Source organism: [Clostridium] cellulosi (assembly GCF_036762875.1).
GTDB classification, from domain to species: domain Bacteria; phylum Bacillota; class Clostridia; order Oscillospirales; family Ethanoligenentaceae; genus Ruminiclostridium_D; species Ruminiclostridium_D cellulosi.
This window is the reverse complement of sequence record NZ_JBAIZF010000029.1, coordinates 12,225-29,396: the sequence shown is the minus strand read 5'-3', so window position 1 is coordinate 29,396 and position 17,172 is coordinate 12,225. Positions and strand designations below refer to the sequence as shown.

Annotated in this window: 8 protein-coding genes; all 8 read right to left on the bottom strand. The window is 37.5% G+C overall.

Translation table 11 applies throughout. The features are described 5' to 3' along the window. Positions 1 to 121: 121 nt before the first annotated feature. Positions 122 to 4,846, bottom strand: coding sequence for a DEAD/DEAH box helicase (locus V6C21_RS09945; protein ID WP_479268946.1), 4,725 nt, complete (start codon positions 4,844 to 4,846; stop codon positions 122 to 124). Next, positions 4,846 to 7,641, bottom strand: coding sequence for a hypothetical protein (locus tag V6C21_RS09940; protein WP_479268945.1), 2,796 nt, complete (start codon positions 7,639 to 7,641; stop codon positions 4,846 to 4,848). The genes V6C21_RS09945 and V6C21_RS09940 overlap by 1 nt, the downstream gene beginning before the upstream one ends. A gap of 96 nt (positions 7,642 to 7,737) precedes the next feature. Then, positions 7,738 to 10,953, bottom strand: a complete 3,216-nt coding sequence (locus V6C21_RS09935) for a type I restriction endonuclease subunit R (protein ID WP_479268944.1) — start codon at positions 10,951 to 10,953, stop codon at positions 7,738 to 7,740. A 12-nt stretch (positions 10,954 to 10,965) separates the two neighbouring features. Continuing rightward, on the bottom strand, positions 10,966 to 12,129 hold the full coding sequence (locus tag V6C21_RS09930) for a restriction endonuclease subunit S (RefSeq protein ID WP_479268943.1): 1,164 nt from the start codon (positions 12,127 to 12,129) through the stop codon (positions 10,966 to 10,968). Further along, positions 12,126 to 13,718 (bottom strand): class I SAM-dependent DNA methyltransferase, encoded by a 1,593-nt coding sequence (locus V6C21_RS09925; RefSeq protein ID WP_479268942.1) that lies wholly within the window; start codon positions 13,716 to 13,718, stop codon positions 12,126 to 12,128. Before V6C21_RS09925 ends, V6C21_RS09930 begins: the two co-directional genes overlap by 4 nt. Position 13,719: 1 nt before the next feature. Then, positions 13,720 to 13,908, bottom strand: a complete 189-nt coding sequence (locus V6C21_RS09920) for a helix-turn-helix domain-containing protein (protein WP_479268941.1) — start codon at positions 13,906 to 13,908, stop codon at positions 13,720 to 13,722. Positions 13,909 to 14,318: 410 nt separating this feature from the next. Then, positions 14,319 to 14,918 carry an alpha/beta hydrolase gene (locus V6C21_RS09915; RefSeq protein ID WP_479268940.1) on the bottom strand — a complete coding sequence of 200 codons (600 nt, stop codon included), beginning with the start codon at positions 14,916 to 14,918 and terminating at the stop codon, positions 14,319 to 14,321. Between the two features lie 313 nt (positions 14,919 to 15,231). Further along, positions 15,232 to 16,926, bottom strand: a complete 1,695-nt coding sequence (locus V6C21_RS09910) for a CoA-disulfide reductase (protein WP_479268939.1) — start codon at positions 16,924 to 16,926, stop codon at positions 15,232 to 15,234. Between the last annotated feature and the right edge of the window lie 246 nt (positions 16,927 to 17,172).

Below are 17,172 nucleotides of genomic sequence, written 5' to 3'. Positions count from 1 at the left end.
AACTCGCTTACGCTCGCCCTTGACATCCTCTAATAGAATGCATAAATGTTAAAATTTACTAATTAGAAGAAAGGAGGACCTAACTAAAAAAACGAAAAATCTGTCTTGACAATGGGGAGCACTATAGTCTAATTCCCCACCACTTTTTTTCTCCATTCAAAAGAGAATTGAAGAAATCAATGGCATATCGTCGTTTAAGAATATCATGCTGTTTCTGATTGTAGTAATTGCATAAGCAACTATAGCAAGCAGTATCAGCTTCTTTACCGCCACATGTGCACCCATTTACAACTTGAGCCCCTGCTTCTAACATGCCTATAAGAATAGATATATCTCTCATTCGTCTAACGTATCCGGCTCCACCAGGAGTATTATCGAACAAAACAAAACCATAATTACCTATACCAGAAAACTCATCGTTGCGGAACCAATGCAAACATCCTGACAATTCATTTCTATCTATACCCAAGTGTCTGCAAAGCCCCTCAATAAGCGAGTAGAGTATAGTCCATGCAACATCAATTTCAGTAATATTCTCTGAAACGAACTTCAATAGTACAACATCTGTTTTAAATTCATGCCCAAGAGAATATGGGTAAAGTGTTTTGTTGCTGCAAGGATACCCGTCTGGTTTGTAATGGGCATGCTCCTTAGCTAAATCATTATCGTTATCGTATAACTTTGCATATCCACAGACCTTGCAAATATAAAAATTAGAAGTATTTAGCACAGCAAGCTCATCCATTTTACTACTTCCGATAATAACTTTTTTGCCACAAATCGAGTATGTATTCGACTCTATCCGTGTACCATCCCCTATGTATGATATTGAACCTTTATATGTACGTTCTGGCTTTTCTGTTCCTGCATCTTCCGGCTCTCCGTTCTCCATTATAAAACCGAACTTAGGTATTATATACTTTTTTATCTTTTTGGGCAAAGTGTGTCCACAATGTTTGCATTCTTTGGGAATATCTTCAACCCAAATAACTCTAATTAACGTATGGCAATTTCTACATATAACATACTTATATTCAGGCCATGCAAATCCGCTTAAAACACGAACATACCGGCTAGTAATCAGCTTACCGTCTGCAACAACCTCTGACTCCGGTGCATATTCCGATATTGCTGTAAATAGGTCCCTATCTAAACGTAATGAATCTAATACTCCACCTTTCCCATAGCTCATCAATTCCACTGTATCAACAGGAAACCCGTATTTAGGAATTATATTGTTACGAGATAAAAATTCAATTATTTCTTGCTTTTTAATTGTATTTATAGAATTACCAATATCCCTTATCTTCCAACTCAATTCACGATCTTCCTTGGAGCCTGGTTCAATATTTCTTTGTCTTTCAGTACAGTATGTTCTGGATTTCTCGAGCTCCTCTAAATCAGAAGTATACTTCTTCAATGCTATATCAAATACTCCAGGATTATTAGGATCATCAAGAAACAATTTACTAATCCAACCGTAATTGTTAATTTCATAATACTTCTGTAATTCAGGACTTAATACTTCACATAAATACTTTTTAAGATCTTCAGGGTGGGTTTCAAGATATTTTTTAAATGCATTTACTCCATCTGCTTCTAAAAAATCACCGATTGTTCTTTTATATAGTTCTCTATACTTTCTCCAGAAGAAAGAGAAAGCAGATGCAAAAACATGGCGTAAAGCAATTTTTTCATTATCAATATTAAATGAAGGTGGTTGGATGGTCCCCTTAATCATAGATACAGGATCTTTAAAATAATTCTGATCGTGTGAACTATTTGGGCAGTATGTCAGAGAATACGCTGCAGCCTTTGAACTTCTGCCTGCTCGACCTGCTCTTTGTGCATAGCTAGCCGGAGAAGGAGGCATATTTCGCATAAATACAGTTTCGAGGGTACCAACATCAACCCCCATTTCAAATGTAGTTGAGCAGCTCAGTACATTAATATGTTTATTCTTGAATTCATTTTGATAAGAGTATGCTTTTTGACTGCTTAACTGAGCAGTATGTTCCTTAACAATCAAGTCATTTATGTTCAGATTATGATAAACATCATAATAATGATTGTCCTTCATTGCCTTAAGATAGTCATATTCAACAAGTCTTCCATTACACCTCGGATTAATACAAACATTTTTTAAACAATATGGTGTTACTGTTTTACATTCATTGCAAATATAAAGCTTATCAACATTTTTAACCATAATTGTTTCAGAAGATAAATAATATGTTCCGTTTTCGCTATCATATTCTATTAAATTATAATATTTTAATATTTCCCAGATTGATTTTAATAATTTAAGAATAGTGTCATTGTCCATTCCTAAAAATAACTTACGTAATAGTTTAGTCTGCGCATTTTCCCTCCCTATTGCTGGTAGCCATGAACGTATATATTTTTTTTGAGTATAATCACAAGTAAATCCCTTAATTTCTCCAGCATAGGATAGCCTTTTAATATCTGCTTTTGTTAAGGTAATTGGTAATTTTATTGCTGCATCCTTTATAAAAAACAATGCCATAATTTTAAAAAGAGTAGTTGTTTCTTCAGAAGATAATTCTAATTTTTCATTTTCAGGCATTTTTATATTGAGATCGAAATGTAATATCCCCATGTTTTGTAAAGCATTCATTGCTTTATAATTAGTCAACTCCTTAATGACTGCTAACCATGCCTGCTTATTTCTCTCATCCGCATGATATATGTTATGCTTTTCAAAATATTCTTCAAGCAAACTAACAAATGTACTCAATCTTACCCCTTGATGTAATACTTGTGAATTGTCTTCACATATTTTAGTCATTATTCTTTTAACCAAATTTTCTCGGTATGTTGTTTGCAGATAGCTAGCAAAGAACGCTGCAGCTTGTCTGTTGTCAGAAAAAGTTAAATACTGCTTAACTAAATTTTCACGCTCTTCGATCAATTTTTCAGGACTATTCCCAAAAAAAGGATCATCAATAGATATAAACCTTTTTGTTATTTTGACATCAGGAAGCTCATTGTATAATGCTGTAGCAATAACAGCTGTTGCTGCTTCATTACCCAAAAAGAATGGGCGCAAAATACTGCGCTGAGTGTTAACTACATGACAGCATGGGCAAGTGTGGAGTTTGTCCCCAGAATTTTTGACTTTGATCAACAAATTATAATTTTCTTTGCTGTGTCCACATGATAATCCATTTATAGATGAAGCGCGTTCTATTGCTCCGCATTTTGCGCACACTATATATTTATTCTCATTTTCGTTTTCTTCGTCATATTCATCATATACGCCATCTAACAAGTAAACTTCTGGGCTGTAATCATCGTTAAATTTGGACTTCTGTACAAGATATCCATCTTCTGTTTGTCCAACAATGAATGTAGCATTGCAATTATAACAAAATGTGATTTCAAATACCTTAAATCCACAGTCGTTGCTTTTCGGGTCTTCTTTATAAGTCTCCATTTTCCTGATGAAAAGTTTATTGCTTGGATTTAGAGTAACATACACGCCCTCAATACCACGAATAAACATGTGATATCTTGCTTCAAATATCCTGTCACCGTTATTCTGAGCATTTGAAGCTACTGCTATAAAATCTGTTATATCATCAACCGAAACACTTAATTCTTCAGCAAGCTGATTCAATGGTTTTATTTTGTTCAATAAATGATGCCTGACTTCATAATAAAAGTCATCATGCAGTATCATTGAATAGAGAGTTTTTTCCAAAGCTTCATCTGCATTTTCTGCCTTAATAATGTCAATGCCTTTTTCTCTAAGAAATTTAAGAATATGTTCAGAAGCAAAGTTATTTCTGATTTTTTCTGCAAGTTCGCGATAAATTGAGAAATCTAATTTACTTGTGCTTTCTGGTTTTGCAGGTGCAATAGTTGACGATCTTATTATAGAGTCTTCATCAAAATGCACATCACATAATGAATGAGCAAAGTTGATAATTTGTGGGTTTGATTTTTCATCACCCAACGTTGCCGAAGTCAGAAAAAATTGAATATCATTACGATTAAGCATTGCCTTAACTCGTTTGATTAAAGTAGCAACCTCTATTCCTTTTGCTCCACAGTAGGTATGTGCTTCATCAAAAACGATTGAATGCCATTTTGATGCATTTTGTTTATTAAAGAAAATGCTGTCACCAGGCCGCAGCAAAAGATATTCAAGCATAGCAAAGTTTGTTATCAAGATATGAGGGGGAGACTTTCTCATCTGCTCACGGGATATCAACTCATTTTTAATTGGTTCAGTACCTTCACGTTCAATAAATTCGTCAAGTGCATCACTATAATTTTCTAAAGTTTCACCGGTATATTTTCCGAATGTAATACCAGATTCCTGATAATTTATAAATATCTCTCGTAACCTTCTGATTTGGTCATTAACCAAAGCATTCATCGGATAAATAATAAGCGTACGTACTCCAGGATTTAGAGTGCCTTTTTCCTTCTCACGCATCAGGAGATTAATTATAGGAATCAAGAAGCATTCCGTTTTACCCGATCCTGTTCCTGTTGTTATAATTAAATTTTTCCCATTATTTGCTTTACATATAGCTTCAACCTGATGTTTATATAATTTCCTGTCAGGATGTAATTCAGATAACTTTAACAGTTCTCTGCATAAAATACCTTCATCAACCAATTCTCGCAAAGTTTTATCCTTTTCAAAAGAGTCGCTCATACTAATGTACGGACCTTTCGAAATAACACCATCTTCAGACAGTTGTTCTTTTAACTGTCTGTTGTAAATATCGTTGTTTGTTTTGAACGTAGTCAGAAGATACTTTCGAAAGAATTCAACAATCCCTTTTGAGCTTTCTGCTGGTCTGAATAACATTATTTAACCCTCCTAAATTCAACATTATAATCTGTAATATCTTCATACAACGGGATAAACCGTTCATAATTTGTTGAGGTATAAAGTATGTCATCAGAAGCGCTTATAAGTTTATTAGTTATTGCATCATACCAAATCTCTGTCCAATCACCGTCTTCTAGTGAATGTAAAGAAATAATATTAACGACCCCATCTTCAATCATTATTTCAAAACGAACTTTCTCAAATAAATCTGACTCTCTTATTTTTTTTGAACAATTATTAGCTAACTTAGGCTTATATGTAAGCTTGCCAATATAAGTAAAGTCTGAGATTTTTGTTAAGTTGTAAACCGTATATATATGATCAAGATTCAGCATAACCCCATTACAAGCTATAGATTTTATAATCATTTTACAATTTGTTAGATCACTAAAGTCTATTGTTCCAATTTTATAAATAACTCCTAATGATGTAGATTGCTCCGAGAATCCAAATGGATCTAAGATGACTTGAATCTTTTCCAACTGGTATAATTTGTTATAATCGAGTTCAGGAAACGCGGTAATACCATTATTCAAATACTTTTCAATAACAATTTCCTTGGTTGCAAAATCTGAAATACGAACCTTTAATTTTGCTTTTCCCTCGTATTCCGATATAATTCGAACCATATTATTTAAATATACCATTTCGAATTTATGTAGCCACAATCTCTTCAAAACTCTAAAAAGTGGTAGGTACCTCCACTTATTATCGAAATATTTTAGATTAATGTTTGCAAACGCACTGCTGCTTTGTCTAATTTTGTTAACAAAATCAGTTATATCAAATCGAAACTCTCCATTAGATTGCTTTTCACCCTCTATACATTCCTCTTCATTTCCAAGATAAACAAAAGCTCGAGTTGCGCCAGGCATAAAAACAAAAAGATCATTTTCTATCTCCGGAAACCATAAGTAATTTTCTCTTCTATATTTCCACTGCTTGGAAAATCCGTATTTGAAAACTTTTAGCGGCACAATTAAAGTGTAGTTTACCCCTTCTAATAATAACTCAAATATCGCTTCTTCTGTACCAGAAGTAAGATCAAGCGAATACACGTTATCGCTAACCCGCTCACAATTCAAAGGAGTGATGTCATAGTCTCCAATAATATGTACTAAAGCTTTATCGCAAAAAATAAAACGTGGCTTTTCTGGACGACAACGTAAAGAAGTAATCAAAACATATTGACAGATTAGTCTTCTATGCTTTCCCGGTTCATCTATCCAAATTTGATATAAACCATCTTTGTTGTCCAACACATTACTCAACGCAATAGATACTCCACAGTTTTCCAAATCATAATCAAATTCATAAATGGAGCTGACATTTTCCATTTTGGCGCAAAAACGATTATTATTACACCATATTAAAGTTCCCGCCAAAGCTTTTTTGGCAACCTTAAATGAAATAATAGGGTGTTTATATGCGGTTTGTATTTGTCTTTCTCCACTATACAAAATGTATTCTTTTGATACATATTCAAATATTGGTTCTTCAGAAAACTCCCCGGAGATAGAAATAGGCCTGTTTTTTATATAAATAACCGTATCTTCATTAATATTGCTATATGAATACTCATCCCATAAGTCATGATGGGGATTTACGTATACGGAATGTAAATCACTTTTGACTGAAGTGCCTTTCTTTGCGAGAATATAACATTGCCCTTTTTTTAATTTCTGAATCTCTGTAAAATCTTCATCAAATAAGCGATATTCTTTTTCAGGAATCTTAAAAGAATGTATTGTACTTGAAATAATGTCAATACGATAAGAGGCAAATATATTGTCAACAGCTATTTTTAGTTTTTCAGATACAAAAACACCATACGCTCTATAAATATCGAGTTGTTTTTTTATTGTCTTATTATCGTATTCTAACTTAATAAAAGCACTTCCATTAAATTCTTCTTCCCTAAATTTTTGACTCGGTATCACAATAAAAGCTTGCTCATGAGAACGATTAACTTCAAAGTACGGTTTATTATAGAATATACCGATAGCCTTACGTCGCCTATTAATATTTGGTTCAAGATTAATTTCAGCTTCCTTTGTCTCACACCAAGCAATAAAACCGGACGCAATTCTGTTATCTTTTTTCGGGAGTTTTCTGTCGTAATAATATTCATCAATCATTATCAAATGCTCAGATATCAAATCACATATAGTAACAGGCGAGCACTGTGCAATCACATTTTTTGTTGCTTTTAGAAGACGATAAATCTTTGGTGGCTTATTACCAAAACCTTCAATTCTTACATTATCACTATTTAAGGATAATGAGTCATTCATAAAGTCAATCATTTCAAAAATACTGTCTTCCAAATTTTCTGGAATCTGCCTAAAAAGATTCCTGTCGTAAAATGAGAACAGAAAGTCAAAGTAGCCAAAAAGGTAATTATTTGGAACAAATGCATGAGCTTTAATATTCTCGACATAAGCTTGCCTTGAGCCTTTTTCTTGTTCTATTATGAATAAATTAAAATGACGCAATGTTTTCATAAAAATCTGTCCTAAATAGTTTCTTTTTACTGCAGAAACATCAATACCAATCTCGTCCAAAAAGCAATCCCAGTAATTGCCTTCGTCATATCTATGAATTGCAATCTGAACTAATGCCATAGAAAGCAATAAATCAGGCACTGGGATTGCCTGCATATATAAATTTAATATTTTTGAACGTGTATATTTTAACAACTCTTCGTATTCGTTGCCTGATACAGATATTTGGCAAAGCAATTGAACTTCAGGGCTATTTACTTTCTTCATTATCCTTTGAAAGAAATGCATGCAACGACCCCCGTATTTTTCTTTCTTGGAGTTTTATCTACCCATTTTGATTAAATATCTGCTTTACACTAAATACTAATTACTCACTTCTTCCGCTACTTTTGGAAGATCTGACAAAGATCTCGTATCATAAGTCACTTCTTGAGAAACCCATATATCCGCTAAGTTTTCTGCCTGTTTCATAACCGTTTCCACGGCGCGCTGCTGTTTGTCAGGCGGATAACCGTATTTATTTAATGTCCGGCGAACCAATACCATCAGTTTTGCGCGGACACTTTCTTTTAATGTCCAGTCAATTGTGGCATTTTTACGCACTTTATCTGCAAGTTCGCGGGCAATTGTTCTCAAGGTTTCATCACCCAAGACTTTAACCGCACTATCATTGGTTTCAAGCGCATCATAAAAAGCAAGCTCGTCCTCGGACAAGCCGAGTTCCTCGCCCCTCCTGTCGGCGTTTTTAATTTCCTTAGCAATGCGGATAAGCTCTTCTATGATTTCAGCGGTTGTAAGTAGGTTGTTCTGATACCGTTTTAGTGCTGAAGTGAGCATTTCCATAAGCGATTTTGATTTAGTCAAGTTGTATTTTGAACGCACTTTGATTTCATCGGACAAAATCTTTTTCAGCAGCTCAATGGCTAAATTTTTATGCTTCATCCCTTTAATTTCCATAAGGAATTCATCTGAGAGAATGGACAATTCCGGCTTTTCAATACCGGCAGCATCAAAAATATTGACAACTTCATCCGATGCGATAGCTGAATCAACAATGTTTTTTATAACAGATTCGTAATTTATACCGCTTTCGCCGCTCGTTTCAAATTTAGTGAGCCTTGCCTTAACTGCTTGGAAAAACGCTATTTCCTCTGCATGTGTAACCGTTGCCTTATCAGGTTTGGCAAGTGCATAAGCCTGGCTTAGGAGGGTAACCTCCTTAACAAAGCGAGCCTTTTTATCGTCTGCAGATAATATAAAATCTTCTGCCCGAAGGATAATAGAAAGCTTGTCTTTTACCTCCGCATTGAAAAAGCTTGAATAATCAAAACCGTGTAAAATCTGCCGGACAACTTCCAGCTTTTCAAGCATAATTTCAACGGCTCGTGCCTGGGTTTCCGCAGGTACTCCCTTTCCACCGCTCTCCGCATAGAAGCTCAGTGCTTTTTTAAGGTTTGGAGCAATCCCGATATAATCGACAATCAAGCCACCGGGCTTGTCCTTGAAAACACGGTTTACGCGCGCTATTGCCTGCATAAGGTTGTGGTCCTTCATCGGCTTATCGATATACATGGTGTTGAGGCATGGAACGTCAAAGCCAGTCAGCCACATATCGCGCACGATGACAATTTTCAGTGGATCATTTTCATCTTTCATACGCTGTGCAAGCATTTTTCGCTGCTCTTTAGTAGTATGGTGTTTCTGCATTTCAGGACCATCAGAACTGGAAGATGTCATAACAACTTTGATAGCACCCTTGTCCAAATCGTCGCTGTGCCATTCGGGACGCAGCTTTATGATTTCATTGTACAAATCAACAGCGATTCTACGGCTCATCGCAACAATCATCGCCTTACCCTCAAAAACCTTTTGGCGATCCTCAAAATGCGTAACAATGTCTTTTGCGAGAGTGGCAAGGCGTTCTTTATTCCCGACAATAGCCTCCAGCTTTGCCCATTTCATTTTTGCGGCTTTTGCTTCGTCTTTTTCATCTACTTCTTCAAGTTCCCTGTCGAATTCCTCAATTAGCTTTTTGCCTTCTTCGGTTAGATGTACTTTAGCAAGGCGGCTTTCATAATAGATTTTAACTGTTACCTTGTCTTCAACAGCCTGTGCAATATCGTAAATATCTATGTAATTGCCAAATACCGCCGGAGTGTTGGCATCTTGCTTCTCAACAGGTGTACCGGTAAAGCCTATGAAAGTAGCATTAGGCAAAGCATCGCGCAAATATTTTGCAAAACCATAGGCTATACGCTGCCCCACAATCTGCTTGTTCTCGTCTCTTATATCTCTAAGCTTTGCGTTAAAGCCGTACTGCGTGCGGTGTGCTTCATCGGCTATGACAACGATGTTATCTCTTTCGGACAACAGCTCATAGACCGAGCTGTCATCATCAGGAATAAATTTTTGAATGGTGGTGAAAACTATGCCGCCGGATGCTACCTTTAGCAGTTCTTTCAAATGCTCACAGTTCTCTGCCTGCTTCGGTGGCTGGCGCAGAAGATCGCTGTTCCCGGCAAAGGTATCAAATAGCTGGTCGTCCAAATCATTCCTGTCCGTAATAACAACTATAGTTGGATTGTTAAGGGTCTGCACCAGTTTCCCGGCATAAAAAACCATAGAAAGGGATTTGCCCGACCCTTGAGTGTGCCATATCACGCCGGCTTTTTTGCTGCCTCCTGCTTTTGCTGCTTCTATCGTACTTTTTACTGCTTTATTAACTGCATAGTACTGATGATAAGCGGCAATTTTCTTGACAGTTTCTACTTTTATTATCTTGGTCTTTTTATCCTCGGTTTTGCTCTTCTCAAAGGTTACAAAATTTCGTATATAGTCGAGTAGGGTTTTCTTGTTGCACAACCCGTGAATCAGAGTAGTAAGCTGATCTTCAAACTGGGATGCTTCATTTATCCCGTCCTTTGTTTTCCACGTTGAAAAACGTGAGAATGGAGCAGTTAATGAACCTGCCTTTGCCTCCAGTCCGTCTGAAATAACGCATATCTCGTTATATGTAAAAAGGCTTGGAATGGTGGCCTTGTATGTGCAGATTTGATCATAAGCTTTGCGAATGGTGGCGTTTTCATCGGCCGGATTTTTCAGCTCGAACAGCACCATAGGAATACCATTTATGAAAAGGAGAATGTCCGGCCGCTTATTGTTATTGTTTTCAATAACGGTAAACTGGTTGACTACAAGAAATTCGTTGTTGTCAACTCCATCTTCCGAGAAATCCACAAGCTTTACATAATCGCCAACTATATCTCCGTTTTTGCGGTATTCGACAGGCACACCATCAACCAGCATTTTATGAAATGCTTCGTTGTCGGCAACCAGATTTGAAGAACTTATACGCGCAACTTTATTTACTGCCTCCAAAATAACATCATAGGAAAGGTTAGGATTAAGACGCACTACCGCATCGGTCAGTCTTTTTTTAAGCAGAACTTCACTGTAACTGTTGCGCTCGGCAAAAAGTGCATCCGGTGCTATATCCGGGCCAGAAAGGTATGCATAGCCCAATTTCACCAGTTCTTCTATTGCCATCTTTTCAATTTCAGATTCGCAAAGTTTGGGCATATTTTTTGCACCTCACATTTTTACGCGGATTTCGCCGCTTATAAGTTTGGGAAGAAAGGTATCGCGGAGTTTATTTAAGGTATTTATTTGAAAGCAATTTTGAGATATTTTTAACATCAATGGATCAATTTTTCTTCTAAACAGGCTTAATGCGACTGTATCTGGAACAATAACGTCAAAACTTTTTACATCATTGCTATTAATATGTTGTTGAGCCCCTCCCGTTTGCATGCTAATCAGAGCATTTATATTCTCTTTTAACCAAAGGAAAATAAAATTATTCGATAATTCTGCTTTTGGCACTAAACCAATTACAGACTGATTAGCTGCAAATGAGCGCAATACCATGCTGATTTTTCCCAATGTTGCTCCTGTAATTGCTAATACAGTTGTTCCAGCGGGAAGTAACTTTGCTGAAGAGTTGTTAAGAGCTTCTTCAGTAATATATTCGCTTGCTTCAATTATTCTAAACTCATTAATTTTCCCTGAATTAATCCAACCTATTGTACCATTCGTCCAATATGATTCAATTTTTCGAGAAGGAGTACCTCCCAATAAAACATCAAATTTTTCAGATATAGGAACAACTTCCCACTTGTCGCTTGCATCCTCAATAAACCATTTTCTAAAATAAGCCTGAGCCAAGTCCTCAAGAGTTTTATTCTGCCTTGTCAGAAGGTCGATTTTATCGTCAAGGGAGGATAAAACCTCAGCAATTGCTTTTTGCTCGGGAAGAGGGGGGAGGAGTATATCATATTTCATTAAGAAATTTGGATCAATACGCTGATGACTTCCAGATGTCCCTGTATTAGAGTTAGCCATGGTGTCTGTTAGCTCATCTGAACATAAAAAATAATATAAGTAGTCTTGATTACACTTTGTTGCCAATATTGGCAAAAACTCAGAAGAACAAATACTATTTTCTGGGGTCTCAAAATTAATATTCCAAATTCTTTTAAACCTAACATTTAATTTATTGTAAAGAATATAACCTTTTTTTACTATATACTTACTACTTTTAATCTGTCCTCCAAATTGTATTTCTGGGGTTTTGTTATTATCAAAAGCAGGAAAGCTATAATGAACAAATTGTAATATCTTATACTTTTGTGGGTTTATACTAATCCTTTCATATTTGCAAACATCTTTTAACTTACACTCTCTCCACTCCGTCATATCTCAATCCCCACTTTTTCAAGGTTTTCCTTTATCTGTTTATCGAGTCTAACACTTTCCTCCATCTGTTCTTTAAGCTCTGCAGTCAAATTTTTTACACGTTCCTCAAAATCAAAGTCATCCTCTTCCTCGGGCAATCCGACATACCTGCCAGGGGTCAGCACATAATCGAGTTCCCGCACCTCATCAAGCGTTGCGGACTTGCAAAAGCCGGGGACATCCTCATAGGAGCCGTCATCCTTTTTCCAACTGTGGTAAGTATCAGCTATTTTACGGATGTCATCATCGGTGAGCTCGCGGGTTCTGCGGTTTATCAAAGTTCCCATATTTCGCGCATCAATGAACAAAACCTTATTCCGGCGCGGATGGTCCGGATTTGTTTCCTTTTCCCGCGTCAAAAACCATAGACAAGCCGGAATCTGCGTGTTTAAAAACAATTTAGATGGAAGGTTGACAATACAATCCACAAGCCCAGCTTCAATAATGTTTTTGCGGATTTCTCCCTCTCCGTTTGTCTTGGACGAAAGGGAACCTTTAGCCATAACGAAGCCGGCGGTTCCTTTGGGCGAAAGGTGATACAAAAAGTGCTGGATCCACGCATAATTTGCATTTGATACCGGCGGCACACCATACTTCCAGCGTCCGTCGGTCCGCAGCAGTTCTCCGCTCCAATCGCTGTCATTAAAAGGTGGATTGGCAATCACAAAATCAGCCTTAAGGTCGGGGTGAGCATCGTTTAAAAATGAACCTTCGCTGTTCCACAAAACATTGGTGCTGTCAATACCTCGTATGGCAAGGTTCATTTTGCAAAGCCGCCATGTTGTTTGGTTGCTTTCCTGACCATAGATAGAAACAACACGCTCGAAAAGCTTGTCAATCTCTCTTGATTTTCCGTTATAGTGGTCTCTGTGAGCTTCAACGAATTTCTCGCTTTGAACGAACATACCGCCACTGCCGCAGCATGGGTCAAAAACTCTGCCCTCGTAAGGTTCGAGCATTTCAACAAGCAACTGTACTACGGAACGCGGCGTATAGAACTGTCCGCCTTTTTTACCTTCTGCAAGGGCAAACTGTCCAAGAAAATATTCATATACCTGTCCGAGGATATCATTCGATTTAGAAGCGCTGTCACCAAGGGCAATAGTACCAATTAAATCAATTAGTCCACCCAGTGACTGTTTGTCCAGTTTTTCCTTTGCGTATTCCTTCGGCAAAACGCCTTTGAGGGAGGGATTGTCCTTTTCGATGGCTTCCATAGCTTCGTCTATATCTTTTCCGATCGTCGGCAGCTTAGCACGACTTTGAAGGTAATCCCAGCGTGCCTGTGGTGGTACATAGAATACATTTTCCGCACGGTATTCATAGGGATCGTCAGGGTCTGCTCCTTCGTATTCGCCCTTGCCCTCTTTGAGTTTATAATATAATTCATAAAAACTGTCCGATATGTATTTTAAAAATATAAGCCCAAGAACAACATGCTTGTATTCCGCAGCATCCATGTTCTTGCGGAGCTTGTCCGCAGCTGCCCAAAGCACCTGTTCGATAGGCTGTTCTTTTACTTCATTTTTTGAATTTTTAACTTTTGCCATTCTACTCTACTCCTCTATTTTTATCTTTTTTCATCCGCAAATCCGCAGGTTTCTCAGCATCCTTTGGTATCGCCCATGCCCAACCCAAGCGCACAGCGCCCTTAATGCGCCCCTGTTCGCATAAAACTTGAACTCTGCGCGGGGATATATTCCATTTTTCAGCAGCTTGTTTTGTTGTTAAGTAATCCATTATGAATACCTCGCAGAAGATAAAATTCCAATTTTTATTATATGCGAAGAAACGAACAATTTCAACATTTTACAACTTTATATATAATAAAGCCTTTTCAAGAAATGAGTGTACTTGCATTAAATGTACATCTATCCTGCTTACTCAACTCCCTATAAAAACAGTCATTATCTAACTTGTTAACTCAACCCTGCCAATTTTCGGGCTCAAATTTTATCCCCAAATATACCCTCGATATGTTTCCACATACGCATTTCTACCCTTTCTCTCGAGTAGACAAGTTGAATGTAAACGCGAAAAGCCAGTAATATCAAGGACTACAACTTTGACATCAATGTCACACACTCCACATGGCTCAAGTTGATAGAATTGATGTCGTAATCATAGATTTATTGGAAAATAGGATTTTATTAGATTATGCTTAATAACCAATTATCGAGAAATGCAAACTGTTCCTTTGTGTGGAACCAATGTTCACCATCTTCCATAATCGTCAATGAAGAATTAGTCTCTTTTGCAAATTTCAATATCGTTTCATAGGAAGTTAAGTTATCATTTCCTGCATATAAAATATCTGTTGCTGTATTCCAGACAATAGGATTTTCTCTGACATAGCATAGATATTTCCAAGACAACGTTTCTCCAAATGATGTCTCAATCTCCTGTTTATCTTGAAGCTCTTGTTCTGTCACATTAGTCCATAACATAATATCAGTAATAAGTTTCTCCATGTTTACAATCGGAGAGATAAAGAATGCTCTTTCTAACTTCTTTTCTGACAACGCATTCATAGCGAAGTAAGCGCCAATGCTGTTTGAAATAATCGAAATAGAATCATACTTTTTATACAACGTCTCATATTCAGCCAAAATTTCTTCTCTCGTCTCCCAAGGAGTAGCTGCTTTATAGTCCAAACCAAATACATCATAATCAATGAAAAATGGTTTGTAATGTTCTGCTTCTTCTGCATTACCACCTTTGCCATGTATATATAATAAGGATTTCTTCACAACAATCACCTCATCAAATTCAAATATTGTCTAATACTTTTATCTTCCTAATAAACATGAATTCCGTTTTCTGTTTGCTATTACGACTAATAAACATATTAACATATTTTATTTATGATGGTTAGCCTATCTGGCGACATTTTAATTTACTTAAAATATTAATGACATTTGGACGGTTTCCGTCTCTTTTGATAAGTGTTTCAGACGGACTTCAAAAAATTATTAATTGAAAAAGCAAAGCGTTGAGTTTTCCAAATGGATTACTCAACGCTTTGCTTAGTTTTTTGTCTGCAGCGCACGAAAGATTAGTCTTTCAGTTTTCATCCATCCCGCAAGGAGTGGATTTGCTGTTTAACGCTTTATCATTGCGGACTGCATCGTAGAATCGGAAGCCGCCGGCAAAGTTATAGGCGTCAAAACCGTTGCCAACAAGGATTCTGCATGCAATATAACTTCTCAATCCACTTTGGCAAATGACATACACAGGCTTGTTGCGGTCAAGCTCGTCAATGCGTTCACGCAGCTCATCAACGGGAATATTGATAAATCCTTCTACATGGCCCATGTTATATTCCATCGGTGTACGTGTATCAAGAAGTGTTACACTCCCGTCACGGGGAAGTGTTTTATCATCCTCATAATACCACTGCTTTACAACACCTTTTTTAATGTTTTCTATAATGAAGCCTGCCATATTCACAGGATCCTTTGCAGAGGAGTACGGCGGTGCATAAGCAAGGTCAAGTTCAACAAGATCGTACGCCTTCATTCCGGCACGGATGGCGGTAGCCAATACATCAATTCGCTTATCAACACCATCAAAGCCGACAATCTGAGCTCCTAAGATGCGGTAGGTTTCTTTCTCAAAAATCACCTTCATAGTCATCATTTTACCGCCGGGATAATATCCTGCATGGCTCATAGGGGAGAGAATAACTTTATCTGTAAAGAGTCCGAGAGCTTTGGCCGTCTTTTCGTTAATTCCTGTAGCTGCGGCGGTCATATCAAATATCTTGATAACCGAGCTTCCTTGACCGCCTGTGTAGTGGCTGTCACCGCCACAGATATTGTCAGCGGCAATTCTGCCTTGTTTGTTAGCTGGGCCGGCAAGGAATACAAGCGTATCTGTATCGGTTACAAAATTCTTAATCTGCACCGCATCACCAACAGCATAAATGTCGGGAATGGAGGTTTCCATTTTATCATTAACAACAATACTGCCTTTAATGCCGAGTTCTAAACCCGCATTTTTGGCGAGTTCAGTTTCGGGAGCAACACCAATTGACATTACCACCATATCGGCGTGAAGTGTGGGAGCATCTTTTAGCTTTATAGCAATGCCGCAATCTGTATCTGCAAAACCTTCAACCATGCGACCGAGCATAAGATTTACGCCGTTCTTGCGAACCTCTGCGTGTATAAAAGATGCCATATCGCTGTCAAAGGGAGACATAAGCTGATCTGCGGCTTCTACAAGCGTGACACCGATTCCAAGTTTCCGCAGATTTTCAGCAACCTCAATTCCTATAAAGCCTCCGCCCACGACAACAGCGGATTGCGGATGGCGCTCGTCCATATATTTCTTAATCTTCAGCGTATCCTCAACATTACGGAGAGTAAAAATCTTATCACTGTCGATGCCCTCAAAGTTTGGCCTTATCGGCTTTGCACCGGGCGAGAGCAAGAGTTTATCATAACTCTCGGTAAAGACTGTGCCGTTTTCGAGATTTTTCACGGTAATAGTCTTGCTGTCAGGGTGAATTGCTGTAACCTCATGATGCACGTTCATTTTAACACGGAAGCGTTTCCAAAAGCTTTCGGGTGTCTGTAAAGTCAGATCGTTTTCATCCTCAATGATGCCGCCGATATAATACGGCAATCCGCAGTTGGCGTAGGAAATAAATCCCGAACGCTCGAAAACAATGATTTCGGCCTTCTCATCAAGTCTGCGAATTCTTGCCGCTGCTGTTGCGCCACCTGCGACACCGCCTATAATTACAACTTTCATTACTTGACCACCTTTCCACGGTAGCTGCTGCAAGCTAAGGCTGTTCATTAATTTGTTTTATTGTGTCCTTATTATAAATGATTTGTAACCGAAGTTCTGTGATATTATCACTATAGCTTTTCAACATCCCACCATATAAGAGAACACTTGGTATGGAATTGTATAGAACATTTAAGCTTTCTATTTATCCGCCCTTGACATCATAACTACGCACTCACCGTGAGCGTTCTTTGGAACATGTCAATG